This window comes from Paenibacillus sp. S28 (genome assembly GCF_016624415.1).
Lineage (GTDB): Bacteria > Bacillota > Bacilli > Paenibacillales > Paenibacillaceae > Paenibacillus_AQ > Paenibacillus_AQ favisporus.
In genome coordinates this window covers 331,912-358,493 of record NZ_JACVTM010000003.1, presented here as the reverse complement: position 1 = coordinate 358,493, position 26,582 = coordinate 331,912, and the positions used below count along the sequence as shown (strand labels likewise).

General features: G+C 54.1%; 22 protein-coding genes and 2 tRNA genes. 13 read left to right on the top strand and 11 right to left on the bottom strand.

Features of this window, described 5'->3' with window-relative positions:
- Positions 1-118 precede the first annotated feature (118 nt).
- The 3 genes from IAE55_RS10250 to IAE55_RS10240 all read right to left on the bottom strand — a co-directional run bounded on the left by IAE55_RS10250 (position 119) and on the right by IAE55_RS10240 (position 2,188).
- Entirely contained in the window at positions 119-406 is a 288-nt protein-coding gene (locus tag IAE55_RS10250) for a Dabb family protein (RefSeq protein WP_145947138.1), read from the bottom strand.
- Between the two features lie 88 nt (positions 407-494).
- Complete coding sequence (locus IAE55_RS10245) at positions 495-911, bottom strand: phage holin family protein (protein WP_200631979.1); 417 nt, start codon at positions 909-911, stop codon at positions 495-497.
- 116 nt (positions 912-1,027) lie between these two features.
- A complete protein-coding gene (locus IAE55_RS10240; RefSeq protein ID WP_200631978.1) occupies positions 1,028-2,188 on the bottom strand; it encodes a polysaccharide deacetylase in 1,161 nt (386 codons plus the stop codon).
- Between the two features lie 313 nt (positions 2,189-2,501).
- Between IAE55_RS10240 and IAE55_RS10235 the strand changes: the two genes are divergently transcribed.
- The 5 genes from IAE55_RS10235 (at position 2,502) to IAE55_RS10215 (ending at position 8,446) form a co-directional block, all read left to right on the top strand.
- Positions 2,502-3,095 carry a helix-turn-helix domain-containing protein gene (locus IAE55_RS10235; protein ID WP_076170275.1) on the top strand — a complete coding sequence of 198 codons (594 nt, stop codon included), beginning with the start codon at positions 2,502-2,504 and terminating at the stop codon, positions 3,093-3,095.
- A 545-nt stretch (positions 3,096-3,640) separates the two neighbouring features.
- Entirely contained in the window at positions 3,641-5,797 is a 2,157-nt protein-coding gene (locus tag IAE55_RS10230) for an ATP-dependent Clp protease ATP-binding subunit (RefSeq protein ID WP_200631976.1), read from the top strand.
- A gap of 442 nt (positions 5,798-6,239) precedes the next feature.
- Positions 6,240-6,686 carry a MerR family transcriptional regulator gene (locus tag IAE55_RS10225; protein WP_145947134.1) on the top strand — a complete coding sequence of 149 codons (447 nt, stop codon included), beginning with the start codon at positions 6,240-6,242 and terminating at the stop codon, positions 6,684-6,686.
- Between the two features lie 107 nt (positions 6,687-6,793).
- On the top strand, positions 6,794-8,011 hold the full coding sequence (locus IAE55_RS10220) for an MFS transporter (protein ID WP_089546024.1): 1,218 nt from the start codon (positions 6,794-6,796) through the stop codon (positions 8,009-8,011).
- Positions 8,012-8,023: 12 nt separating this feature from the next.
- Entirely contained in the window at positions 8,024-8,446 is a 423-nt protein-coding gene (locus IAE55_RS10215) for a universal stress protein (RefSeq protein ID WP_200631974.1), read from the top strand.
- A gap of 144 nt (positions 8,447-8,590) precedes the next feature.
- On the opposite strand, the gene pstB is transcribed toward IAE55_RS10215, so the two are convergent.
- The 4 genes from pstB to IAE55_RS10195 all read right to left on the bottom strand — a co-directional run bounded on the left by pstB (position 8,591) and on the right by IAE55_RS10195 (position 12,240).
- Positions 8,591-9,361, bottom strand: a complete 771-nt coding sequence (gene pstB, locus IAE55_RS10210) for a phosphate ABC transporter ATP-binding protein PstB (RefSeq protein ID WP_084203887.1) — start codon at positions 9,359-9,361, stop codon at positions 8,591-8,593.
- Positions 9,362-9,366: 5 nt separating this feature from the next.
- Positions 9,367-10,263: a phosphate ABC transporter permease PstA gene (pstA, locus tag IAE55_RS10205; protein ID WP_200631972.1), complete on the bottom strand. Its 897-nt coding sequence runs from the start codon at positions 10,261-10,263 to the stop codon at positions 9,367-9,369.
- On the bottom strand, positions 10,260-11,126 hold the full coding sequence (gene pstC, locus IAE55_RS10200) for a phosphate ABC transporter permease subunit PstC (RefSeq protein ID WP_260869391.1): 867 nt from the start codon (positions 11,124-11,126) through the stop codon (positions 10,260-10,262). The genes pstA and pstC overlap by 4 nt, the downstream gene beginning before the upstream one ends.
- A gap of 172 nt (positions 11,127-11,298) precedes the next feature.
- Positions 11,299-12,240 carry a phosphate ABC transporter substrate-binding protein PstS family protein gene (locus IAE55_RS10195; protein WP_089546018.1) on the bottom strand — a complete coding sequence of 314 codons (942 nt, stop codon included), beginning with the start codon at positions 12,238-12,240 and terminating at the stop codon, positions 11,299-11,301.
- 197 nt (positions 12,241-12,437) lie between these two features.
- On the opposite strand from IAE55_RS10195, the gene IAE55_RS10190 reads away from it, so the two are divergent.
- The 6 genes from IAE55_RS10190 to IAE55_RS10165 all read left to right on the top strand — a co-directional run bounded on the left by IAE55_RS10190 (position 12,438) and on the right by IAE55_RS10165 (position 19,090).
- A complete protein-coding gene (locus IAE55_RS10190) occupies positions 12,438-13,346 on the top strand; it encodes a LysR family transcriptional regulator (protein WP_181152639.1) in 909 nt (302 codons plus the stop codon).
- A gap of 248 nt (positions 13,347-13,594) precedes the next feature.
- On the top strand, positions 13,595-14,353 hold the full coding sequence (locus IAE55_RS10185) for a metal ABC transporter ATP-binding protein (protein WP_200631968.1): 759 nt from the start codon (positions 13,595-13,597) through the stop codon (positions 14,351-14,353).
- The gene (locus IAE55_RS10180) at positions 14,353-15,216 is read left to right on the top strand and encodes a metal ABC transporter permease (RefSeq protein WP_145159848.1); all 864 of its coding nucleotides are present in this window, start codon (positions 14,353-14,355) and stop codon (positions 15,214-15,216) included. Before IAE55_RS10185 ends, IAE55_RS10180 begins: the two co-directional genes overlap by 1 nt.
- A gap of 66 nt (positions 15,217-15,282) precedes the next feature.
- Positions 15,283-16,227 (top strand): metal ABC transporter substrate-binding protein, encoded by a 945-nt coding sequence (locus tag IAE55_RS10175; protein WP_145159850.1) that lies wholly within the window; start codon positions 15,283-15,285, stop codon positions 16,225-16,227.
- A gap of 580 nt (positions 16,228-16,807) precedes the next feature.
- On the top strand, positions 16,808-18,835 hold the full coding sequence (locus IAE55_RS10170) for an LTA synthase family protein (protein ID WP_325168622.1): 2,028 nt from the start codon (positions 16,808-16,810) through the stop codon (positions 18,833-18,835).
- A 181-nt stretch (positions 18,836-19,016) separates the two neighbouring features.
- A tRNA-Pro gene (locus IAE55_RS10165) sits at positions 19,017-19,090 on the top strand.
- Positions 19,091-19,274: 184 nt separating this feature from the next.
- Here IAE55_RS10165 and IAE55_RS10160 read toward each other — a convergent pair.
- Complete coding sequence (locus IAE55_RS10160; protein WP_145159854.1) at positions 19,275-20,627, bottom strand: MATE family efflux transporter; 1,353 nt, start codon at positions 20,625-20,627, stop codon at positions 19,275-19,277.
- Between the two features lie 158 nt (positions 20,628-20,785).
- On the opposite strand from IAE55_RS10160, the gene IAE55_RS10155 reads away from it, so the two are divergent.
- Positions 20,786-21,472, top strand: coding sequence for a TetR/AcrR family transcriptional regulator (locus tag IAE55_RS10155; protein ID WP_145159856.1), 687 nt, complete (start codon positions 20,786-20,788; stop codon positions 21,470-21,472).
- A gap of 80 nt (positions 21,473-21,552) precedes the next feature.
- On the opposite strand, the gene IAE55_RS10150 is transcribed toward IAE55_RS10155, so the two are convergent.
- On the bottom strand, positions 21,553-22,737 hold the full coding sequence (locus IAE55_RS10150) for an MFS transporter (RefSeq protein WP_200631966.1): 1,185 nt from the start codon (positions 22,735-22,737) through the stop codon (positions 21,553-21,555).
- 158 nt (positions 22,738-22,895) lie between these two features.
- On the opposite strand from IAE55_RS10150, the gene IAE55_RS10145 reads away from it, so the two are divergent.
- Positions 22,896-23,825 carry an AraC family transcriptional regulator gene (locus IAE55_RS10145; RefSeq protein ID WP_200631964.1) on the top strand — a complete coding sequence of 310 codons (930 nt, stop codon included), beginning with the start codon at positions 22,896-22,898 and terminating at the stop codon, positions 23,823-23,825.
- 128 nt (positions 23,826-23,953) lie between these two features.
- Here IAE55_RS10145 and IAE55_RS10140 read toward each other — a convergent pair.
- Positions 23,954-24,038: transfer RNA gene (locus IAE55_RS10140), tRNA-Leu, on the bottom strand.
- A gap of 182 nt (positions 24,039-24,220) precedes the next feature.
- Positions 24,221-26,560 (bottom strand): glycoside hydrolase family 65 protein, encoded by a 2,340-nt coding sequence (locus IAE55_RS10135; protein ID WP_234489424.1) that lies wholly within the window; start codon positions 26,558-26,560, stop codon positions 24,221-24,223.
- Positions 26,561-26,582: the final 22 nt, after the last annotated feature.

The window sequence follows — 26,582 nt, the reverse complement described above, 5'->3', positions numbered from 1 at the left end:
TTTTCCGCGGCGCTTCAGCCAGAATAACATGACAAACAAGGCCGCAATAAATACGATGAGCAGGAATAAGGTCTCCATTGGATATTCTAAATCGCTCATGTCCCATTCTTCCTATTCTTTAGAATTCGTAGTCCACACTCACGGATACGTCTTTCACTTCGTTGATGTGGCGGATCACGATCTGGTGCTCAGGATGAACCTGGTAAGCCTGCAAATCTTCCAGCGATGCAAGCTCCGTTACCAGCGCGATATCAAAAGAACGTTCCGAATGGATGACATCGAGTCCAACCTCAATCGATACGAGCTGCGGAATCTTCCCCTCCATATTGCGGAGGACCGAGGCGGTGCGTTCAATACTTTCCGGTGATCTGTCCTTTAATTTAAAGAAGACGATATGCTTAATCATGGTATCATGCTCCTTGTCCCATTCGAAAAGTGTACTGAGAAAAATATACCATATCCTCCCCCTCAGGGAAAGGAAACATGAAGAACCGTCACAGATCGGGACCGTCACCTTTGTCTTTATTTCGCAAAACGGCGATGAGCTGGCGGATTTTATCCGGAAGAGGCAGGCCAAGCCGTCCGTAATTTTCGGTAATCGATATGAGTTCGTTGGACATGTAAAAATAGATCGCCCCCGTCTTGATGACGTCGCTCCCGCTGCCGATCAGCACGTCCATCTGGTGCGCGAGGACGATGACGAGCAGCATCAGCGCTTTCCGGGTAAGACCCCAGAATCCGACCTGGCTGTCCAAGCCGGATCCTTCCTTGATGGAGGCCAGAACCCCTGTTGCATAGTCGATGAGTATGGTGATCAGAAACACCGTAAGCAGCTGATCCCACCCTCCCAATACAACGGTAAGAATTCCGCCAGCGGCCGCACTGATGCCGTTAACAGCCAGATGATTCATCTCACAGCCCCTCCTTTCCTACCATCTCTTATATGAGTATGAAAGGAGAGAGGAATCTGCGCAGCCGGATATCTTCCATCACGGGCCTATTTCATAGATTTGCAGGGCGATTGGTCTTACCGTTTGTCGTTCCAGAAGTTGACTGGCGGCGTGCTGTTGGTCAGCGGCTTGAACGTGTAACCTTCGGCTTTCAGCGCTTTGATCAGCTTGTCCAGAATCGACGTGGTCGCCGTCTGGTCATGGAAGAGCACGATCGGGGTAACCCCTCTCTTCTTCATGGCCTTCACATCTCTCAGCACGTTGTTATAAATCGTCTGCGGATTGCTCTTGTAGCGCCAGTCGTCCGAATCAATGTTCCAATCCCACAGATGGTAGCCGTAAGAAGCCGTCAAATCCCGGTAGCTCTGAGTAAAATACGGCTTGCTTCCATAAGGCGGGCGGATCATTTTCGTGTAAACGCCAGCAGCGGCGTGCAGCTTGTCGTTATCGGTGTTCATCTCACCCAGCGCGGACGAAGGTGAAGCGTAGAACGTATTTTTCTGGTGGCTCATGCCGTGCAGGCCGGCCCCATGCCCTTCCTTCACGATCCTGCGGACAGCGGACGGATGCGAAGCGATATTATTTCCCAGCATAAAGAAGGTCGCCTTCACCTGATTGCGGTCCAGCACGTCGAGCAGGCGGGTCGTACCTGCATTCGGACCGTCGTCGAACGTAATGTAGATCACTTTGCTGCCCTGCTGCGCCGTCGTGCCGTTCCCCGTGGAAGGCTTCTGGACAGCCGTCTTCTTATGTTCCTTGATATACGTGCTGTATTTCAGCGCCAGCTGATGGTCCGTCAAGGAGGCGGAACTGTTCACCGCACGGTACAGCGACTGTGCAGCGTTGTAGGAAATTTGATAGCCGAACTTGTCGGTCAGCTTCCGCAGGGAGACGAGCGTTCTTCCGTTTTTCAGAATGGCGTCCTTCCCGGGAACCGTCAGGACAAGTGCCTGCTTTCCGCGCGAAATGGTCAGCTTGCCTGCGGCGTACTTCGCCGACGCATTCATTTGGGAAACCGTAGAGGCGACGGGTACAAACAGTGTACCGTTATGTATAAGCGGCTGGGGCTGGTCGTAAGTGATCAGTTTGTCATTAACAGCGACAAAGACGGAAGCCTTGACAGAGGACGCCGTGCTGCCCGCGGCTGTAGCCAGCCCTCCTTCTGCCGAAAGTACAGTGCTAAAAACAAGCAGGAATGATAAGAGCCATTTCGAGTAATGCAACTTCTTTTTCAACATAATCTACCAACCTTTTTCTCTCGGATTTGGCTAAGATGTCATAGATACGCGAATCTAGTAATCTAGCACCCTTGCATTGTACCCTTCCCGGCTGGCGAGTTCAATTTCAATTCGGTAACAGTTTGATGACTGAATTGGAAGCATTTTGGGGTTGAAGTGAAAAAATAGTTCCTATTATTCACTTGACAACGGGATACCGTAGATTCCCGGGTCATTCGGCTGAAAACCGGGACCTTGCAGAAACAGGCGATAGCACTATTGAAAACGTAGCCGAAACTATTGTAGAATTTTAAGAAAAATCATCGGAGGAAATATGCCTAAACAACAAGAACCGCATTCCATTCAGGCGTGGTCTCTGATCAATCGCAAATACTTAGGAAAAGGAATCCGCGTCAAACGCTTCCGCAAGCCATCCCGCTGCCAAATCCGCAACCGCGTGCTGCTGGCCGTCCTGATGGCCAACGATATCAAGCTGTCCCAGCTGGCTGAGGACATTTCGGTTTCTTCCCGGAGCGTGAGCGCCTGGGTATATGAAGGACGGATTCCGGGAAAAAAGAATTTGGACAAGGTATGCCAATACCTGGGCTATCCGCATCACATTCTGTTTAATCATACCGTCACATCCACAAGCCCGATCATCTGTCAGCCATCCTCTTCGCGCTTCATGCGCCGGACGCTGACCCGGTCGCCTGTCAGCAACAAAATACTAACGGGGCTGTGCATGGTTCACGACCTGTCCGTCAGCGACGTCAGCGAATGGATGGACATCCATCCCGGAACGTTCCGGAAATGGCTGCACCAAGGGACGCTGCCGTCAGCCAGCTTCCAGGACCGGGCGGAACAGTTTTTCCGCATCCCGAAATTCATTTTGTTTGCCGACTGCATATTGCAAGACGAGGAATCATGACACTTTTGGCTTATTCACCGCATTGATCATACAAGGCACGCCCTGCTGTTACCGAGACATTCCGGACGGCAGGGCTTTTTTCATGCTTCGGGAGACCCGGGCCTCGGTTATATCGCAAAAAAAGTATCCGCTAAATGTGCCACACTCTTCGAATGTACATCGACAGACGTTTTTCTTTTGCCTTCCAACCGCTTTTTCCGCCTCAAGCAAGCCGAAGCGCCGAACCATACATTCTCTCAAACCTTTTTCTATATACTTACGAAAAATAACTGAAAACCTGTTGACATGTGTTCCAAGTGAGGTATAATAAGGTCAAAGAAAGTCAAAGTCAGAGCAAAAGATCAAACTTATACCGTCTGAACAACCTCTTAAGGAGTTTGACTTTCGGTGCGGCCGTCTTTGTCCTGACGGAAGTTCTGACTTTTATCCCTTTATTCCGGCGGCTGCTCCCGCAAGGCGCGGGCAGCCGTTTTCCTGATTAGGACATCCAGATGAAGTATCCAAAGATTGATTATTCCATTAACTAACGAAAGGGGCATGCCTTCATGCGCTGTCAACATTGTAATCATAACCAGGCAACCGTAGGTCTGAGCCTCACTGTCAACCATAAATCCGAGAAATTGTTTCTTTGCGAAGATTGCTATGCCAAAGTAAACGGCGGCGTGCCGTTTGCGGCCGGCTTTGGTCCTTCCGGCAGCTATTCTTCTCCGCTGGAAGATTTGTTCCGCGGCTTCATGCAATCCGGCCAGCCGGTATCCGGCGCGGCGCAGCAGCCTCCGAGAGCAGCCGCTCAAGAGGGCGGACGGCGCGGCGGCGGTCTGCTGGATCAGCTAGGACGCAATCTGAACGACGCGGCGCGCGGCGGCAAGATCGACAACGTCATCGGCCGCGATGAGGAGATCGACCGCGTCATCGAAATTTTGAACCGCCGGAACAAAAACAATCCGGTGCTGATCGGCGAACCGGGCGTCGGCAAGACGGCCATCGCCGAAGGGCTGGCGCTGCGCATTACGGAGGGCAGCGTGCCGGCGAAGCTGCTGAGCAAGGAAGTCTATTCGCTCGACGTCGCCTCCCTCGTAGCGGGAACCGGCATTCGCGGGCAATTCGAAGAAAAGGTCAAGCAGCTGATCGCCGAGCTGGAGCAGCGTAAGAATGTTCTGCTGTTCATCGACGAGATCCATCTGCTGGTCGGCGCGGGCTCCGCGGAAGGCTCCATGGACGCCGGCAACATCCTGAAGCCGGTGCTGGCACGGGGCGAGCTGCAGGTCATCGGCGCCACGACGCTTAAGGAATACCGTCAGATCGAGAAAGACGCCGCGCTGGAGCGCCGCTTCCAGCCCGTGACCGTCGACGAGCCGACTGCCGAGGAAACGATCGAAATTTTGAAAGGGCTGCGTCCGAAATACGAGCAGTTCCACGGCGTACGCTACCCGGACGAAACGCTTGAAGCGTGCGTGCGTCTGTCCAGCCGCTATATCCAGGACCGCTTCCTGCCCGATAAAGCGATCGACCTGCTCGACGAATCGGGTGCCAAGCTGAATCTGCGGGCTCCGGTCGGCAGTGCGGACGAGATCCGCGCCCGTCTGGAACAGATCACCATCGAGAAAGACGCGGCCGCCCGCGATGAAAACTACGAGCTCGCCGCCAAGCTGCGCGACGAGGAAGCCGACCTGCAGCAGCGTCTGAACGGGAATGCCGCTGCCGGAGAGGTCCTCGAAGTAACCGTCGAGGATATCCAGAACATCATCGAGCGTAAAACCGGCATCCCGGTCGGCAAGCTGCAGGCGGATGAGCGCGGCAAGATGAAAAATCTGGCCGCCCGCCTCGCAAGCCGCGTCATCGGCCAGGGCGAAGCCGTCGACAAGGTCGCCAAAGCCGTTCGCCGCGGACGCGCCGGACTGCGCAGCGACTCCAAGCCGATTGCGTCCTTCCTGTTCGTCGGTCCGACCGGTGTCGGCAAGACCGAACTGTCCAAAGCGCTGGCCGAAGAACTGTTCGGCAGCACCGATTCGATGATTCGCCTTGACATGAGCGAATACATGGAGCGGCACTCCGTCTCCAAGCTGATCGGTTCGCCACCAGGATACGTCGGTCATGAAGAAGCCGGCCAGCTTACGGAACGCGTACGCCGCAACCCGTACAGCATTATCCTGCTCGACGAGATCGAGAAGGCGCATCCGGACGTGCAGCATATGTTCCTGCAGGTGCTGGATGACGGCCGTCTGACCGACAGCCAAGGGCGTACGGTAAGCTTCAAGGATACGGTGATCATTATGACTTCTAACGCCGGCACGGCCGCCGATAAGAAAATCATGGTTGGTTTCACCGCCAAATCCGAGCAGACCCGTTCGATTCTTGATTCGCTCGGCAGCTATTTCCGGCCTGAATTCCTGAACCGCTTCGACGGCATCGTACCGTTTGCTTCGCTTAAGGAAGAAGACCTCGTAACGATCGTCGACAATATGCTCAGCGAAGTATCGGCCACCCTGTCGGAGCGCGGCATCTCCCTCGACGTGACCGGCGAAGCGAAACGCAAGCTGGCCGAACTGGGTTACGATCCGGCCTTTGGCGCCCGTCCGCTCCGCCGCGTTATTTCGCAGCATGTGGAAGACGGCATCACCGATTTGCTGCTGGACGACGAAGACGTTAAGGAGATTCGTGTCGAGCTGGAAGCAGACCAGGTTCGCGTCGTTCGCGCTTAACGTCCGCCGAATAGCCAACTTATCAGCCTTAATTTAGAAAGCTGTCCCTTAACCGCTGCGCGGTGTGGGGCAGCTTTTTTATGTGTACAGACAATCAAGCGCCGCTCAACACGCCAATTCGCCACGCTCCCTTCACTGTTCCAGATAACAGCTATAAAAGCCCCAGCCCTCTTCTCCCCCATCACCCTCTGAGCACTCCGCACTGCCATGCCTTTCGACCGTGAAACATAAGGAAATGTTCAACGAAATAGCCCTTCACCCGGTCACGCACGGATTCCGCACATAAACGGAGGATGCCGGGCATACTAAGCCGACAACTGCATTCTACGAAAAACAGGACGTGAGGAATATCTATTCCTTTTCATAAATTTAACGTTGACGTTAACGTTAGTCAGGATTACAATGGGTAATGTTACCCGGGAATCTTTGAGGGAGGAAGGAAATGGATGAATATAAAATCGACGATGTCGCCCGAGAGTGCGGCTTGACGAAGCGAACGATCCGCTATTACGAAGAGATCGGCGTTTTTCCGACCCCTGAACGGAGCGAAGGAGGCACCCGCCTCTATACCCGCGAGGACATCGAGTACTTGAAGAAGATCGTCAATGCCAAAGAAATTCTCGGTTTCAGCCTGCAGGAGCTGGTTTCGTACTTATCCGTATCGGACGCTTACAAGCTGCACCACCAAACTTACCACGACATGACCAGCCGGGCTCATCGGAGGCAGCAATTGACCCATATGAGCGAGATGCTGGAAGAACAGCTTCAGATGCTGCGCACCAAAGTGGATAAAATGCGCCTTATGCAGCAGGAGCTGGAACAGACGCAGAAGCGGCTGGATGATTTCATCCGCAAATTCGACGAGGAAACCGATTCCCGGGAAAGCTGAAGCCGCTGCACGCGTCTATGCAAGGGCGTCGACAGACGTTTTTTTGTTGTGGAGATTCATGAAAATTTGAAAATACATGATTCATCAAAATGGAGGTAATGTTACTTATGAAAACCAATGCTTCGCAGCCCCTTGAGCTGGAACAGCGCCAAGGAGGGCTGTTGTCCCAGCCGAAGGCGGTATGGGCGATCGCTTTTGCCTGCATCATCTCCTTTATGGGCCTCGGCCTGGTTGACCCGATTCTACCGGCGATCGCCGAGCAGCTGCACGCATCCAAGAGCCAGGTTTCGCTCCTGTTTACGAGCTATAACTTGGTAACCGGCGTAGCGATGCTGATTACCGGCGTCATTTCCAGCCGGATCGGCATCAAGAAGACGCTGCTGACCGGGATGCTGCTCATCGTCATCTTCGCGGCGCTGGGCGGTCTGTCGAATTCCATCGGCGGGATCGTCGGTTTCCGCGGCGGCTGGGGACTCGGCAACGCCCTCTTCATCGCCACCGCGCTGTCCGCGATCGTCGGGTTGTCCACGTCCGGCACAGCCAAAGCGATCATTTTGTACGAAGCCGCGCTCGGTCTCGGGATTTCCGTCGGACCGCTGCTGGGCGGCGAGCTGGGCTCCATCTCATGGCGCGGACCGTTCTTCGGCGTGGCCGTTCTCATGGCCATCGGATTTATTTTCGTTACGTTTATGCTCCCGAACGTGCCCAAGCCGAAAAAAGCCAGCACGCTGGCCGACCCGTTCAAGGCGCTGTCCTATCCTGCCCTGCTGATCCTTGGGATTACAGCATTCCTGTATAACTTCGGCTTCTTCACCCTGATGGCGTACTCGCCGTACGTCATGGACCTGGATGAGCATGGCCTGGGTTATGTCTTCTTCGGCTGGGGCATTCTGCTTGCCTTTACGTCGGTATTCGTCGCTCCGAAGCTGCAGAAGCGCTTCAGCGTCGTGTCGTCCATTGCAGCGGTGCTTACGCTGTTTACGATCGTGCTGCTCATTATGGGCATCGGCACGTATAATCACTCGCCACAAACCGTTATTGTCTGCGTCATCGTGGCCGGGATCTTCCTGGGCATCAACAACACGCTGATCACCACGGCCGTCATGCAGGCCGCTCCGGTGGAGCGTTCCGTCGCTTCCGCAGCATACAGCTTCGTCCGCTTCCTCGGCGGTGCCGTCTCTCCATGGCTCGCCGGCAAGCTGTCCGAGTGGTACCATGCGGAGACGCCGTTCTACTTCGGTGCCGTCATGGTCTTCCTTGGCGTCGTCGCCCTTCTCGTATCCCGCCGCAAGCTTGCCCATGTTGACCGGGCAGAAGGCCATTAAGGAGGTTCTTATATGTACTCACGTATTCTCGTACCCGTCGACGGATCCAAGCATGCCCGGCATGCGGTGGATTCCGCCGTATCACTTGTGCAGAGCCTGAATACCGCTCCCGAGCTCGTGGTCCTGCACGTCAGCCCGACCGTTTCCATCAATGAACCGCCGGTGGGCGTAGATCTGGAGGAGCACATCCGCCAGGAAGGCGAAAAAATCCTCGCCCCGGCCACCGAAGAAGCGAGCCGCTCGGGAGTCGCCTTCCGCACGGTCAGCAAAACCGGCGATCCGGCCAAGGTCATCTGCCAGACGGCCAAGGAAGAGTCGGCCGACCTGATCGTGATGGGCAGCCGGGGCATGGGCCTCGTGTCGGAAATGCTGATCGGCAGCGTCAGCCACAGCGTCGTCCAGCATGCGCACTGTCCGGTGATGATCGTCCGCTAACCCTCCCCATAAAGCGGAGTTTTTGCTCCAACAGGGATTCAAATCCTTGCTGGGACCCCGGACCGTATTAACCTTTATAAAACAAATAAGCCGTCCCCCATTCCTGATGGGAGACGGCTTTTTGCTGTGCAAACAAATGGCAGCTCATCCAAACCGTCCGGAGATATACTCCTGGGTCATGGCATTGGCCGGGTTGGTGAAAATAATTTCAGTATCGTTATGCTCCATCAGCGTACCGAGGTAGAAATACGCCGTATAGTCGGAAATCCGTGCGGCCTGCTGCATGTTGTGCGTCACGATGACGATGCTCAGCTCTTTCTTGAGCTCGACGATCAGTTCCTCGACCTTCGAGGTCGAAACCGGATCGAGGGCCGACGCCGGCTCATCGAGGAGCAGAATCCCCGGGTTAACCGACAAGGCGCGCGCAATGCACAGGCGCTGCTGCTGGCCGCCCGAAAGCGACAAGGCGGACTGCTTCAGGCGGTCCTTCACTTCGTCCCACAGCGCCGCTTTGCGCAGGCTGGACTCGACGATCTGGTCGAGCTCTTTTTTATTTTTCACGCCATGGTACTTCGGTCCAAAAGCGATATTTTCGTAAATGGATTTATAAAATGGATTCGGCTTCTGCCATACCATTCCGATTTTTTGCCGCAGCTGAATGACGTCGGTGGAAGGATCGTTGATGTCCTCCCCGCCGATCCAGATCTTCCCCTTGATCACCGCTTGAGAGATCTCGTCGTTCATTCGGTTCAAGGACCGCAGAAACGTCGATTTCCCGCAGCCGGACGGGCCGATGAGCGCGGTAACGCTCTTGTCCGGGAAGGTCAGGCTGATGTTCTTCACGGCTTCGTACGCCCCGTAAAACACGCTCAGGTTTTCAGTGCGGAATGTAGTCGATGATTGTTGCATGCTCATTTCTCCTATCCCATTCGTTTGGATGCCGTCATGATTTTGTAGAGCAGGTTGCCGAACCAGCGGGCAAACAGGTTGAAGACAAGCACGAGGATCACGAGCACCGCCGAAGCGCCGGCGGCAATTTCCGCGGCATCGGGCGCAATGCCCTCACTGTTGATTTTCCAGATATGCACGGCCAGCGTTTCTGCCGGACGGAACGGATTGATCGGCGACGTCGGGCTCAGCGGGTTCCAGTTGGTAAAATCAAGGCGCGGCGTAGACATCCCTGCGGTAAACAGGAGCGCCGCCGCTTCCCCGAATACACGTCCTGCCGCCAGAACCGTACCGGTCACGATGCTCGGCAGGGCGACGGGAAACAGCACGGACGTGATGATTTTCCATTTTGATAAACCGAGCGCTAGTCCCGCTTCCTTCTGCTCCTTCGGTACGCTGTGGAACGCCTGCTCCGTGATGCGGACCATGAGCGGCAGATTAAAGATTGTCAGCACCAGCGCGCCTGAGAAGAGCGAAAAACCAAATCCGAACGTGTTGACGATCAAGAGCAGACCGAACAAGCCGACGACGATGGACGGAAACGAGGACAGCACCTCGACAACGAGGCGGATCGCTCCGGTGATTTTGCCCGGCTTGGCGTACTCGGCCATATAGATGCCGGCACCCAGGCCCAGCGGAATTGTAATAATAAGCGTCAGTACCAGCAGGAACAAGGAGTTGAACAGCTGCGGCCCGATGCCGCCGCCCTCCCGGATCGTTTGGGGCACCGAAGTCAGGAAGTGCCAGCTGATGTGGCTGAGTCCGCGATACATAATAAATCCGAGCAGTCCGAGCAGAACCGCCACGATCAATAAGGAAAACACCACAATAATGGCTGTTGCAATTTTGTCAGCGGCTTTAGCTTTCAAATCCGATTTCTCCTTTCGAGCAGGCGAACGATAACGACGAAGATAAAGGTCATGAACATGAGTGCGAGCGCCATGCTCCACAGCGCGTTACTGTGCGCGGTGCCCATGACGGTGTTGCCCATATCCAGCGTAATGACGCTGGTCAGCGTTGAGGCGGATTCGAACAGCGACCGCGGAATATGCGGTGCATTCCCGATGACCATCTGTACCGCCAGCGCTTCCCCGAAGGCGCGGGCCATGCCGAGGACCACCCCGGTCAGAATAGAAGGAAGCACGGTTGGCAGAATAACTCTGTAGATGGTTTGCCAGCGCGTTGCGCCGAGTGCATACGAAGACTCCTTGAGCCCACGCGGCAGCGAGGACAGAGCGTCGGTTCCGATACTCGTAATCGTCGGCAGGATCATGACCGACAGCACGATCGAGCCCGCGGCGATCCCGATCCCCTGACCGGGAAACATGTCGCGCAGGGCGGGAACGATGACCGTCAGGCCGACAAATCCGTATACGACGGATGGAATTCCGGCAAGCAGCTCAATGACCGGCTGCAGCAGCTTTTTGCCCCAGCCCGGTACAATTTCCGTCATGAACAGCGATGCGCAGATGCTGAGCGGACTGGCGATGACCGCCGCCAGAATCGAAGTCGCGAATGAGCCGAAAATAAACGGCATGACGCCGAACTGCGGCTCGCCGTGGTTGCCGTCCGGATCCCATTTGGAGCCAAACAGAAACTCGCTGAAGCTGACGCCGTCTTTGAAGAAAGTCGCCAGTCCTTTGGAAGCGACAAAATAAACGATGGACAAAATAATGACGATCAGCAGAATCGCGCAAATCGTCGTATAGCTGCGTCCCGCAAAATCTTCCATATGATGTTTTTTAAACCGTGCGGGACGGGGGTTGTCAGCGATGCCTACAGGCCTTTCATCTATAGCTTTCATCGTTGTCCTTCTTTCTAAAGTGAAAATAGAGGCAGAAGTTGGTCTCTCCGCCTCTTGTCGTACATATTCAGTGTTTCATGAGAGCTCAAGGAACCTGATGTTATTTCGTGATGTTGCCGTCCTTGTCGCGTTTCACTTCCATTTTGGAAGCCGGAATGTATCCGAGCTCAACCACGTCGCCGTTTTGCACAGCATCCGAAGTCATGTAGTCCAGGAACGCCTTCACTTCCGGAGCAGGCTCACCTTTGGTGTACATGTGCTCGTAAGCCCATACTGGGTATTTACCGGAGGCTACGTTCTCTTCCGTTGCTTCCACACCGTCATATTTCAGAGTCTTCACTTTGTCGTCCAGGTAGGACAGAGCGAGGTATCCGATGGCACCTGGCGTTTCGGAAATGATCTTTTTCACCGTACCGGAAGAATCTTCTTGGATCGAACCTTGCAGGTCTTCGGTCTTCGTTCCGAGTGCATATTTTTCAAACGTTGCGCGGGTACCGGAGCTTGCAGGACGGTTGACGATTACGATCTTTTCATCCTTGCCGCCAACGTCTTTCCAGTTCGTCACTTTACCTGTAAAAATATCAACCAGCTGCTGCTTCGTCAGGCTGTCTACGCCCGCGTCAGGATTCGTCACAGCTGCCATGGCTACAACGGCCACTTGATGGTCAACGAGTTCTTTGGCTTTGTCTGCATCCAGCTTTTCTTCAGCAAATACGTCGGAGTTGCCGATGTTGGCTTGGCCGCCGGAAACTTGAGTCAGGCCGGTGCCACTGCCGCCGCCTTGCACTTGAACTTGGATTTTAGAGTATTGGGATTCACCCATGAACTTTTGTGCGACTTGCTCTACTAGCGGTTGGAGTGCTGTGGAGCCTACAGCCAGAACGGATCCGCTGAGCGTTTCCTCTGCAGCCGGTTTATCTTCAGTTGCGGTTCCCGAACCCGTAGTGCTGCCGCTATCCGACGCGTTTTTGCTGCCGCAGGCAGCCAGCATGAGTACCAGGACCAACGTACAAAACATAAGTAACGGTTTTTTGAATTTCATAATCTAATGTTTCCCCCCATTTTGGTTTGCCGTGTAACTCTATGAAGTTTACCGACAAGTTCATTGTAGTTCTCTATCATTTTGTAAAATGATGCGTTTTGTAAAAAGAAAGATAAATATCAGAATATAATCTTTATGGATCCATAGATTAATTCTATAATAAAAAGGAATCGGACGTGACCGAGGGGGAATCATCGTTGAATTTGTTAAAATTGCAAATCCTTGTTTATATTGAAAAATATAAGAAGGTAACCGACGTAGCCAAAGAGCTGGATATGAAACAGCCGACCGTCACCTTTCATATGAAAAGCTTAGAGGAAGAGCTGGGCATCGCCCTCTTCGAGTCCAGGCGGGGCCGCATCCTCTTAACCGACGCCGGCAAAGCGTTGTACCCTTACGCCGTCAAAATGACGGGGCTGGCCGCCGAGGCGCGGAAGGCCGTGCAGGACTACGCCGATTTGGGCAAGGGCATTCTTCATATCGGCGCCGACAGCCTGATGGGGACGATTCATCTGCCCAGGCTCGTCAACCGGTTCTGCCGGCAGTATCCCGGCATCCAGATCGAGCTAACCGTTCAGCCCAGCCGGACCGTTCAGGAGCTGCACTACAACCATGAAGTGGACCTTGCCTTTTATTACTCACAGGACGTTGCGGCTGCCGGCATCAAGGAAGACCTGCTGCTGGAAGATGAGCTTGTCGTCATTTTTGCGCCGGGACACCCTTTCTCCAGCCTTAAATCGCTGAGCGATCAGCTGGTCGCCCAACACTTCTTCATCCAGCATGCCGAAGGCTCTTTTATGCGGGACTTCACCCGGACCTACGCGATCGAGAGCGGAATCCATTTATGGGAGCGCATGATCATCAATTCGCCGGAGTCGGTCAAGCACACGGTAGAGGACGGGGATTTCATCTCCTTCTTCCCCTTGTCCGGCATCGCAAGCGAGCTCGCCGCCGGAAGTCTCCAATACTTGCCCGCCCCCGGTCCCGCAGGTAAATCGGTCAAAGCCTATATGGCCTATCACGCCGATCAGCCCTATTCGCCGCTAAGGGAGCAGTTCAAGCAGTTCGTCAAACAGCAAATCACCGAGCAGGATATGAAGCCTTGATTCCACGGAATCGGGGCTTTTTTTGGCTCCGCCCCCTATGATCGCCCCGCATACTAACACTGATTAGACCTCGTCTTACCCCACGAAAAACGGACAACCCAGGTAAAAAAACACTTTACAATTCTCCCCATCTGTTTTAGCCTATACTCAATAAAGTTTCCTTAGGTAAAAACTTTTATATATGTGCATTAATTTGTTCCAAGGGAAACTTGTGTCAAAGTTTTCATAATCCAAAGGAGGTCTATGCTATGCTCCCCCGTCACCGCGACCCTTCGGTGTCCGTCGACAGCCTATTCGTCTCCTATCACGGCAAGGATGCCCTTCGCGGCGTCAGTTTTACGCTGCTTCCCGGCAGTATGACCGGTATTATCGGACCCAACGGGGCCGGCAAATCCACGCTGATGAAGTCGCTCCTTGAGCTGATTCCGCGGGACCACGGCGAGGTTCGCGTCCTCGGCGGCAGTGTCAAGGAAGCCCGGACCCGCATCGCCTATGTTCCGCAGCGCAGCGAAATTGATATGACGTTCCCGATTACGGTAATCGATACCGTCCTGCTCGGCACCTACCCGAAGCTCGGCCTGCTCAAGAGGCCGCGGCGGCAGCATAAAGAGCTGGCCTACCACTGCCTGGAGAAGGTCGGTATGGAGGATTTCGGCTCCCGGCAGATCGGCGAGCTGTCCGGCGGTCAGCAGCAGCGCGTATTTCTGGCCCGGGCGCTCGCCCAGGAGGCAGAGCTGTTCTGCCTGGATGAGCCCTTCGTCGGCGTGGACGCCGCCAGCGAGGAGACGATCGTCGCCATTTTGAAAGAGCTGCGGGATCAGAACCGCACGGTGCTCGTGGTCCATCACGATTTGAGCAAGGCGGAAGTGTATTTCGACGGGCTTGTGCTGCTTAACGGCGAGCTGGTAAAGGCAGGTCCGGCCCGCGAAGTCTGCCGTCCGGACATTCTCAGCCAGGCTTATGCGGCGCAGCTGACCTTTCTCGAAAAGAACGGAGTGGGTGTGTAATGGAATTTCTGAGCGGAATCCTGGAATACGGCTTTTTGCAAAAAGCGCTGCTGACCTCGGTCATGGTCGGAATGATCTGCGGCATTATCGGCTGCTTTATCATTCTGCGCGGCATGGCGCTCATGGGCGACGCGATCTCCCATGCGGTCCTGCCCGGCGTCGCCCTGTCCTACATGCTGGGCATCAACTTCTTTTTCGGCGCCGTGGTGACGGGCGTGCTGACGGCGCTCGGCATCGGATACGTCAGCCAAAACAGCCGGATCAAGAATGACTCGGCTATCGGCATCGTGTTTACGTCCTTTTTTGCCGTCGGCATCATCCTGATTACCTTTGCCAAAAGCTCGACCGACCTGTACCACATCCTGTTCGGCAACGTGCTCGCGGTCCGCGCCTCCGACATGTGGATCACGCTGATCATTGGCATCGTGATCGCCGCGGTCGTCTACTTGTTCTATAAAGAGCTGCTTGTCAGCTCATTCGATCCGGTTATGTCCGCGGCATACGGGCTGCCCGGGCGGCTTATCCATTACCTGCTGATGACCCTGCTCACCCTCGTGACCGTCGCCTCCCTGCAGACCGTCGGCATTATCCTCGTCGTCGCCATGCTGATCACCCCTGCCTCCACCGCTTATCTGCTGACCAACCGGCTGTGGGTGATGATTTATCTGGCTGCCGGCTTCGGCGCGTTATCAGCCGTGGTGGGGCTGTATTTCAGCGTCAAATACAATCTGGCCTCCGGTGCAGCCATCGTGCTCGCGTCAGCTGTTTGGTTCATGTTGGCATTGGCCTTCTCACCAAAACAGGGTGTCCTGTGGCGGCATTTCCGTTCCCGGCGCAAAAAGGCGGCGCTGAAAGGACTTTGACGCCGTCTGCCCGGAAGGCATCAGGGTTTGCGCCGCAATGATTCTTTTTAAATAGGAGGGAATCGTATGAAACATAAAAGGAAGGTTTGGCTCGGAGCCGTACTTATGCTGGTCCTGGCACTTGCCGCCGGCTGCTCCGGTCAAACCGGGAATAAAGCCGGCTCTTCCGGGGAGAAGCCGGTCGTGCTGACCACGTATTCGATCCTGTACGATATCGTGAAGCAGGTTGCTGGGGACCGCGTAGAGCTGTATTCGATCGTGCCGGTCGGCACGGACCCCCATGAATATGATCCGCTGCCTGCGGATCTAAAGCATGCCAGCGATGCCGATGTCATTTTCTATAACGGGCTTAATCTGGAGACGGGGAACGGCTGGTTCGCCAAACTGCTGGAGACGTCGGGAAAAGCGGGGGAAGACGCCCCTGTCTATGCACTGAGCGAAGGCGTGGAGCCTATGTACCTGACCTCCGCCGGCAAGGAATCCGAGCAGGATCCCCATGCCTGGCTGAGCATTGAGAACGGGATCCGTTATGCGAATAACGCCCTTGCGGCTCTGACGAAAGCGGACCCAGCCAACCGTGAATATTATGAGCAAAATGCCGGGAACTATATCGAGGAATTGAAGAAGCTGCACGATGATGCCGTGACACGCTTTGCCGACATCCCGGAGGAACGCCGGGTTCTCGTTACAAGCGAAGGGGCTTTTAAATATTTTTCCGCGGCTTACGGGCTGAAGGCCCAATACATTTGGGAGATCAATACGGAGAACCAGGGCACCCCTGAGCAAATGAAGCGGATTATCGATATCGTGAAGGCGGAGCAGGTGCCTGCATTGTTTGTGGAGACCAGCGTGGATCCGCGCAGTATGGAGAGTGTCTCCAAGGAGACCGGGGTTCGGATATTCGGCAAGGTGTTCACCGATTCCACCGGCAAGCCCGGGGAAGAGGGAGACAGCTACCTCGCCATGATGAAATGGAACCTCGATACGATTCATGCCGGATTAACGAAGTAACCGGTCCCGCCGCCTTTTTCCACACAGCATCTCCCCTTCTCACCGATGGAATGATCCTGTCTCTTCCTATATATAATAGAGTGATGACATCCTTCTTCATCAATCATCAGCCCGGTTCGGGAGGCTATGCCCAGCCGGGTCCACCCCCTCTTTTGCATCCCGGGCGATTCTTGCAATTCCCTGGGCCCTGTGCTTAAATTGCAATAGTGTAATAGTTACTATTAACTTCATTGTCCCGCATATGGCCCGGCTTAGCACAGGTGTCCAAGCCTTGTGTTTGCTGTGGCCTGATGGCGTTTTTGATAAGGGGTAATCTATGATGCTGAAGAGGGAACGCGGGCGGCCCGCCGGCAGGACAACCTGCGGATGACAGACCGTACGCTGCTAATTCCTATACGCCCTTGGATGGGCTTAGCGATCTGTGTGGAAATTACGAAAGGGGCGTCGATTGATTTTGCATAACCGTTTTTCATGGAGAGCGCTGATAGGTAAACCTTTTATCTTCTTCTCCATTGTCATGATTTTAAAAATGCTTTTGGTCTGGACGGTCGTGTTCAGGGAAAATGCCGGAGGCTTCGGTATGATGCTGCTGACGGGCATACCGCCCGTATGGCTGCTCTTCTGCCTGATCGAAACGCTGGCCTACCGCAAGAAGCTGGTCACCTACCTGATTGTGGACCTGGTTCTGACCATTATTTATTTTGCCGTCATTATGTACTATAAGTATTTCGGAGTTATCGTTACTTATCATGAGCTTCGACAGGTAAACCAGGTATCCGAGGTCAACAGCAGCGTCTTTTCGCTCATGGATCCGTATTACTTGTTCATTTTCACCGATATCGTCGTGCTGTTCATCCTTATCTGTTCCAGACGGCGGTTCCGCGCCTTTGGCCGCAGCTTGTCCGTCCGAACGGGCCGACCGTGGTTTGCGGGGGGAGCCGTCCTGGCACTGATCGCCTGTGCCGCGTGCATTTTTCCGTTCCGGAGCGGGATGAACGAATTCCAGCAGGCCCGGGATATGGGGATTCTCAACTATGAAGCGTATGTCGGCTTTGCCCCTTCCAAGAACATCAAGGTCGACGCCAAGTCGGTCACGCCCGAGGCGGTTGCCCAGGTGAAAGGAACGACCGAGCCGGCGCAGCCGGCATACTGGGGTGCAGCCAAGGGCAAAAACGTCATCGTCATTCAGCTCGAAGCGTTCCAGAATTTCCTCGTCAACCTGAAGATCGACGGCAAGGAAATTACCCCGAACATGAACAAGCTGGTCAAAGATCATATGTATTTCCCGCATTTCTTCCAGCAGGTCGGTCAGGGAAATACGGCGGATGCCGAATTCGTCGTGAACACTTCCCTCTACGTTCCGTCCAACGGGGCTGCTTCCGAGGTGTATGCGGACAAGGCGCTGCCGAGCGCCCCCAAAACGTTCGCCGCGAGCGGCTATCAGACGGCGACGTTCCATACGAACAGCGTCGTGTTCTGGAACCGGGATCAGCTGTATAAAGCGCTCGGTTGGGAAAAATATTACGACGACAAGTTTTTCGGCAAAAATGACCTCGTTTCGTTCGGTTCATCGGACGAGCTGCTATATGCCAAGACGGCCGACGAGCTGGCACGGATGCAGGGAACCGGTAAGCCGTTCTACGTGCAGGTCATTTCCATGTCGGGCCATCACCCGTTCCGCATCCCGGAGCGCAAGTTCAAGATGGAGCTTCCCGACCGTTATAAGGGAACCCTTGTCGGGGATTATATCCAGTCCCAGAACTATGCCGACTACGCCCTCGGCCAGTTCGTGAACGAGCTGAAGAAAAACGGCGTCTGGGACAACAGCGTCATCGTCCTGTACGGTGATCATCAGGGACTTCCGATATATTCACTCAATAACAAAGAGAAAAAGCTGATGAAGGAAATTTACGGACGGGAGTACACCCTCCCCGATATGATGAACATCCCGCTCGTCCTCTCTGTGCCGAACCAAAAAGCCCAGACGCTGGAGCAGGTCGGCGGGCAGTCGGATATTTTCCCGACGCTGGCCAATCTGATCGGCGTCTCGCTGAAGAACCAGGTGCACTTCGGCCAGGATCTGCTCAACCAGAACAGTCCCGTGCTGCCGCAGCGGTATTACCTCCCTTCGGGCTCGTTTATTTCGGCTAAGGGAGCGTTCGTACCGGGCTCCGGTTACGCCGACGGGGTGACCTATCCGCTGAACGGAGGCAAGGTCACCAAGCCGCTGGATTCCAAGGAAACTTACGAGCGGGCGCACAAGCTGATCAGCATGTCGGATGCTTATGTGGCGGCGCTGCCGGAGTGGAAGGATCAGGAGAAGGAGCATGCGAATACGAATACGGATTCGAATACGAATGCAAACACGGGGGCGACTTCACCTCCGGCCGGATCCGGAGCAGGGACTTCCCCGGCAGATGATCAAACGAGCAGCACGAAACCCGCCGATGCCAAGACAGATGGGACCAAACCGGCAGATGTCAAAGCTAGCAGCACTCTAACAGATCCCCAGGCTGGCAATACACCAGCGGGCAGCAAGCCAAGTAATACCACTCATGCGAATGATTCGGAAAAGCCGTCCAAGCCAGGCGATGCTGCAGGCAAATAAAGCTTACACTTTAGAAACCAAACAAGACCGGAAGGAATCTTTGCGATTCCCCCGGTCTTTTCATTTGCTGGGCAGCACAGGATCATTTTGCCCAATCGTTAAACGAATTGTGAATTTTTCTTTTACCCCCTTTACAAAATGTAAAATCGGAGTAAATTTTATAGTATAAGCTTTCTCTTAACGAGACGTGGCTCAGCTTGGTAGAGCGCTTGCTTCGGGAGCAAGAGGTCGCAGGTTCAAATCCTGTCGTCTCGATCCTTTATACAATCAACGGTTGCGGGGTGTCTGACCGCAGCTTTTTTGTGTTCAAGAACAACAGATGTCTACATATCACAATCATAGCAGGGCTAGAGAGCATCGGCCTCATTTTCGTGGTAAGCCTCTCTCCTCTTTTTTCCTTATTCAATGAAATCCCCTTACAAACATAACCCTATGTTTTCTACTGTACTAAACTCTCCAAATCCGGCTGCAATTTGGTCCGCAAAGCATACAGCATGATCGCCCCGACCAGGAACGCGACGGCATCCGCGATGACGAGCGACCAGACTACCCCGTGGAAGCCGTTCATTCGATTGGCGATATAGAGTACAGGAATCAGAGTAACTCCTTGAATAATTGACATAATAAACGCAGCGGTTCCTTGTGCGGTCGCTTGGAAGATCCCCGTAAACAACGTGGTCATGCCTGTAATGAACAAGGATAAGAACGTCACATGCAGGATATAGCTGCCCATTTCGATTAATTGCGGGTCATTCGTAAATAAACCAATCAAGTGGTCGGAAATCAAATAGACGATGATGCCGAACGCGACGGCTAACGCTACAATCGTTTTGATCGTAAATCCGATCGTTTGCTTCATACGCAATTTATTCGCTGTAAAAGAGAAGGCAATCAATGGCACGACTCCCTCACATAAACCCATCAGAATAAACTCGGGAAACTGCAATAAACGCGATGAAATTCCATAAGCTGCAACGGCCGGATCTCCATATTCTACAAGAAAACGATTAAAGATGAGCGACATGGCCCCCAAAAAGATACTCATAATAAAGACGGGAACTCCAATTTTGATGACATTGCTCAAAATCTCTTTGGACGCCTTAAACCATTTAACGGAGATGGTTAAAAATGAACTCTTGTATCCCATATGGTAGGCGTAGAATACGCTGGCGACCAGGTTGGAAACGACCGTAGCAGACGCAACGCCGATCACGTCCCAATGAAAAGCGAAGATGACCAGCGCATCGAGAATAATATTCACGACAACACTCAGAATCATCCCCATCATCGACGTCATTGCCGCACCCTCCGAGCGTACGATATTTTCCAGTGTGAAAAATAAGATGACGAATGGTGAACCAATAAGCATCATCGTGACATAGTCCTTCGTAAAGCCAAAGGAGTCGGGCGTTGCCCCCAATCCATGGACAATGGGATCAATCAGCGGGATACCTACGGCCATCACGATAAGACCAATAACTAAACTGCTGTAAAAAGCGAATGAAGACACATGCTTGACATCATCCAATTTTTTCTCTCCCAGCAAACGGGAAATGAAGGTACCGCCCCCGATGCCAATCAAGTTGCCCAGTGCCATGATGATGGCGAACAACGGCAAGGTTAACGCGAGAGCGGTTAACATCGCCGTATTGTGGAGTGTGCCCAGGAAATAGGCATTCAATATGGAATAGATGACACTCATTGACGTGCCCAGCATCATCGGTACAGCGAAATGAGCTACGGCTTTGGCGACCGGTGCCTTTTCAAAGTAATAAAGATTTTCTGTATCCATGCGGATCCCTGCTTTCTTTATTGTTTTAGGTCAACCGTCTAACAGTGCAGATGTCATCTTACAGTGTTAGTTTGAACCTTACAGTGTTAGATGATATCATGGTCTTATGAACATGTAAAGCATAAACTTACACTGTTAGGTAAAAGGATGGATTCCCGATGAAAAAACAGCAGCCTCAGATTTCGGAGGATCGGATTTTGGAAGCCTCGTGGGAGCTTCTTGGCGAGGAAGGTATCGAAAAGTTCAGCATGAGACGATTGGCCGACCGGCTGGGGATTCAGGCTCCCTCGATATACTGGTACTTCAAGAGCAAACAAAATCTCTACCAGCGTCTGGCCAACCAGGTATCGAAAATCATTCTGGAGGAGTACCACGCCGAGGGGGACTGGAAGGAGCAGCTGGAGGGGCTAGCGGTAACGGTGCGAAGCGTGCTCGGCCGCTATCCCTGCTCCACACAGCTCATGATGTTGACGCTGCCCCACGAACCGGACATCATCCGGTTCACCAACCGGATGCTGCTCTGCGTGGAATCAACGCCGCTCGAGCAGGAGCAGAAAATGCAAGTGGTTCTTACGCTTATGAATTATATTTTCAACTTCGTTCTGGACGATTATGAGCACCAACGCAATGTCTCCGCGATTGTTAAGGAGCACGGAGAAGGAGCGCTTCCGGGTGAGGAGATGATTCGCCTTCTGGACTCCATGAGCGAGGCGGATGCCGGACTGTTCCGGAGGATGTTCTCGAACGGGCTGTTCGAGCTGATGGGGACAGACAAGGCGTTCGAGTTCGGACTGAAGCTGATTCTTCTCGGGATCGAGCAGGTGATCCAGGAGCAGGAGAAATAGAACGCAACGTGAACCGCCCATCCGGTTATCGGATGGGCGGTTTCAATAGGGTTACCGTTTACATCGTAAAGACTGCTTTCTCAGGAGGGATTCTCCTGAAGGGAGTTATCTTTTTTACTATGAATCACCCTGCCTCTGTACAGGGTAACGATAGCTGAAACAATAGCCAGGATGACAAACAGACCTCCGATCCAGGCATTGGCCGTAACCTCATAACGGCTGATTACCACGCCGCCGATGACAGATCCCGCAGCTACGCCGAGATGCAGCGAGGAGGTATTTAGGGAGAGTTGGATGTCCGCCGACTTTGGTGCAAGCCGCACCAAATAGCTTTGAATAGCCGGACTTGGCGCCATGTTAAACGCACACCAGACGATGACGACGGGCAGCAAGCGCAGCATGGAGGCAGCTGCCCAGGGCAGAAGCAGGATCGCCATGGCGTGGAGCAGCAGCGTGACGATCATTGTCCGGGCTGCCCCAAAGCGGTCAGCCGCCCACCCTCCAATCCACCCCCCTGCAATGCCGGCGAGCCCATAAACCAGCAAGACGAAGCTGATTTGACCGGGAGACAGGTTCAACATAGTCTGTAAAAACGGCGTGATATAGGCATAGATCGTAAACTGGCCCGTCATTTGCAGAATGGAGACGAGATGGGCGAACACAATTTTAAAATTTCCCAACGTACGCAGCTGTTCCCGCATCGGAAGCTTAGGCGGAGACACCGCTTGGGGCAGAAATTTCATGATGCATATCGTCACAATTAACGATAGTACGCCAATAAAAGCAAAGGTTGCCCGCCAGCCCCAAGCCTCGCCGATCAATGTCCCCAGCGGAACGCCGAGCACGAGGGCGCCGCTGATCCCCATAAAAATCATTCCAATCGCACGCCCTTTTGCTTCAGGTGTCACAATCCCCGAAGCCAGGGTGATCGACAGAACGACAACAATGGAGCAGCTTGCCGCCAGAATAACCCTGGATAGCAGCAGCATCGTAAAATTCGGACTTAACATAGACATGATATTTCCAGCCGTAAACACCAGCATGGCGATGACCAGCAGCCTTCGGCGCTCAACCTTCGTAGTTAAAGCGATCAAGACGGGGGATCCTAAGGCGAAAACCAGAGAATACACCGAAACCAGTTGGCCGGCCACACCGACGGAAACGCGCAGATCCCGGGCGATCATATCCAAAATCCCGGCAATGACCAGTTCAACTGAGCCTACTGTAAAGGCAGCCAGCGCCAGAATGAAAATGCGCTTATCCATTCCTCTTCCTCTCCTTTCTTTCAACCTGATTATGAACCAGCCGAAAAAAGCAGAGGTAGTCTAAAAATCGCAAATGATTGCCTGATTCTCTCAAAACGATTCATCGCTGGACCCAACAGGGCTTATAATGGACATAGATAAGGAGGGGAAAACAATTCATGCGGGATTTATCCAACCACGCCAATTCCTTGGTTTCGTATCAGAAGGAATTGTCCCTATTGATGGAAAAACATACGGACGGAGACGGCATTCACGAGACGCTCATTCCTTCCCTTTCCCTGATTCGCAGTTCGAAAACGACGTTCCCTTCGTTTTCGGTCCATGAACCGGAGCTGTGCATCGTCTCCCAAGGTTCGAAGGTGGTCATGCTTGCAGACGAGAGCTTTACGTATGGGCCGTCCAGCTATCTGGTCATCTCCCTGGATTTGCCCGTCTCCGCACAGATTATTGAAGCATCGCCTGATGTTCCTTATTTGTGCTTCAGGCTTAAACTTAACCTAAAAGATGCGTTGGACTTAGTAAACGAGGCGAATCCGGTATCCCGGAAGAAGCACCGTTCGAAACGGGGGTTATTCGTGGAACAATCGACTGCTCCTCTGCTGGACGCGGCTGTCAGGCTTACACGCCTGCTCGATAACCCGGAGGATATACCGATACTGGCACCGCTCATCGTTCGTGAGATCTTATATCGGGTTTTGCAGGGAGAGCAAGGAGACGTATTAAGGCAAATGGCCTTGAGGGGAAGCAGCTCGAACCGGATTGCCGGGGTGGTAGAGCAGCTGAAACGGGAGTACATGGAGCCGCTTCGTATCGATGAGCTGGCGGCCGCTGCCCATATGGCCCCCTCCTCCCTGCACCGCCACTTTAAGGAGGTCACGGCCATGAGCCCGCTGCAATACCAAAAGCAGCTGCGGCTGCAGGAGGCCCGCCGTCTCTTGTTATCCGAATCTGCCGATGCAGCGGATGTTGCTTTTCGAGTCGGTTACGAAAGTCCGTCCCAATTCAGCCGCGAATACGCCCGGCTTTTCGGCCTTCCGCCGATCAGCGACATCACGCGGCTTCGGGAGCAGTTAGGCCGGGTGCCCTGATCCAAGAGCCCCCGGCTCCAGTCTGTAATCACAATCCTGAAGAGAATAAAAAAACGCCTATCGGCGTAAATAAACATAAAAATAGGATCATGTATTGCCTTTCAGCAATCACATGATCCTATCAACGATGCGGTCGAGAGGACTCGAACCTCCACGGGGGGTTAGCCCACACGGACCTGAACCGTGCGCGTCTGCCAATTCCGCCACGACCGCATATTCAGTTGGTCACGTTCGAAATGTTTTTTTCTTAGCGACAAGATAGATCTTACCATGGATCCATTATCATCGTCAAGCGTTTCGCCAAACTTTTTTTATAAAGATGAAAAACGGAGTCCGGGACGAATCTGCCGGGCGATTCCCCGGTTTCTCTCGTTCCAAAACTCCGCCGTGTTTCGTTACCTTCTGACCGTCTTCCCTGCTTCGAGGGTCAGCTCCTCCCCCTTGTGGCGGATCTGCAGCGGTTCACCCTCCAGAAGTCCATATCCCGTTCCTCCCGCGTCGACAAGCACCTCCAGAAGCCGGCCCTGGTTCATGATCCGGAAGCGGTAGCTGTCCCACTGCCCCAGCAGCGCCGGCGCAAATTCCAGCATGCCGTTTACCAAGCGCATGCCCGCAAACCCGTATACGATGGACATCCAGGACCCCGCCATGGCCGCCGTATGCAGCCCGTCCTTGGCATTCCGGTTGATGTCATCCAGATCCATGCGCACCGTCCGGTCGAAATAAGCATACGCTTCTTCGAGTTCGCCGATCTCGGCCGAGACGATGCTGTGAATGCACGGCGACAGTGAGGAATCATGCGTCGTCAAAGGCTCATAGTAGCGGTAGTTCCGGATCTTTTCCTCCATCGTGAACCGTTCGCCAAGCAGGAACAGCGCCAGCACCAGATCGGCCTGCTTCAGCACCTGGTGGCGGTAGATGACGAGCGGATGAAAATGCAGGAGCAGCGGGTACTTGTCGGCCGGCGTGCTCTGAAAATCCCATTTGGCCTTCGTCAGGAACGTATCGTCCTGCGCATAGATGCCGAGTTCGGCATCATACGGCACGAACATGTTCTCCGCGGCCCTGCCCCAAAGCGCGATTTCCTCGTCCGTCAGGCCGATCGCCGCCCGCAGGCGCTGATCTTCCGCCGGATGTGATTCCGCAAGCCAGCCGGCCACCTGCACCGCGTAGCGCAGCTGATCCTGCACCATAAGGTTCGTATAGGCGTTATTGTTGACGATGGCCGTATACTCGTCAGGTCCGGTCACACCGTCGATGCAGAACTTTCCGTTTCGGGCGGAGTTGAAGTGTCCAAGGTCAAGCCAGAACCTCGACGTCTCAAACAATATTTCGGCGCCTTCATTCAGCAGGAAATCGGAATCTCCAGTGGCGGACACATACTGCTTGATCCCGTAGGCAATGTCCGCGTTGATGTGAGCCTGGGCCGTACCGGCGGGATAATACGACGAGTTCTCTTCCCCGTCGATGGTCCGCCAAGGGAACAAAGCTCCCTTCTGCGACATGACCCGGGCCCGTTCGCGGGCTTTGTCCAGCGTGGCGTAGCGGAAATGCAGCAGCGCCCTGGCAATATCCGGTCGGGTATAAGTGAAGAACGGCAGCATGTACATTTCCGTATCCCAGAAGTAATGGCCCTCATATCCTTCGCCTGTGAGACCCTTGGCACCGATGTTGGTCACACCGTCCCGGCCGACGGACTGCAGCAGCTGAAACGCATTGAAGCGGATGCCCTGCTGCAGTGCAGGGTCGCCGGCAATTTCCACGTCGGCGGTTTTCCAGAACTGTTCGAGAAAAGACTGCTGCTCTTGGGCAAGCACCTCAAACCCCGACTGCCGAGCCATCCGCTGAACCTCTTCAGAACGGACAAGCAGCTCCCCTTCGGCATAATCCTTGGACGTATGGTACGTGACGTATTTGGTGAGGTCTGCGCTCTCCCCCTGCCGGAGTGATACGGTAAATTCAGATGCCGCATACTCGTTCTCCGACCACGCCGAAGTCTGGGAGGGCTGATTCGTCTGCAGATCATGGCTCATGGCCGTCAGGAGCACGAATCCCGAATGCCGGGTACGCTGTCTCATCCAGGACAGCTCTCCTTCACGGCCCGTATCTTCGAGCAGCAAGCTCGGCTCAGCCTTGGCGGCGCCCAGACGGGGATCGCCGTTGTTGTTCTGCGATGTGATCTTACCGTCCAGCGCGGAGGTCAGACTGATGGCCCCGCTGAAATTAAGGGCGGTGACTTCATAATGGATCGCCGCCAAATGCTTGTGCTGGAGGGCGGCGAACCGGCGGATCCGGATCCGGGCACGCTGGCCGCCGGGTGCTTCCCACTCGATCTCGCGCGTCAGCATCCCCTTTTTCATGTCCAGCTCCCGCCGGTAGTCGTGGACGACGCCGCTATTCAAATGGAACAGCTGGCCCTCGATCCGCAGCTCCACCCGCTGCGCGTTGGTCACGTTTAGCATCGCGTGATTCCGCTCCGGATACCCGTACGCCCCTTCGGGATACACGATCGGTTCGGAGTCATAGAACCCGTTCAGATAGTTGCCGGTGACGGAAGTTCCCAACATGCCGTAAAAGCCTTCCTCGAAATTGCCGCGCATGCCGATATATCCGTTGCCGATGGCAAACAGGCTTTCGCTGCGCTGGTTGTTTGCCTCGTCATACGTTTCCTCGGACAGACTCCATGCCTCATAAGGGTACAGCGGCTGCGGCCTCACATACGTTTCCATTCTCATCTTCAACTTCAGCTCCTTACGC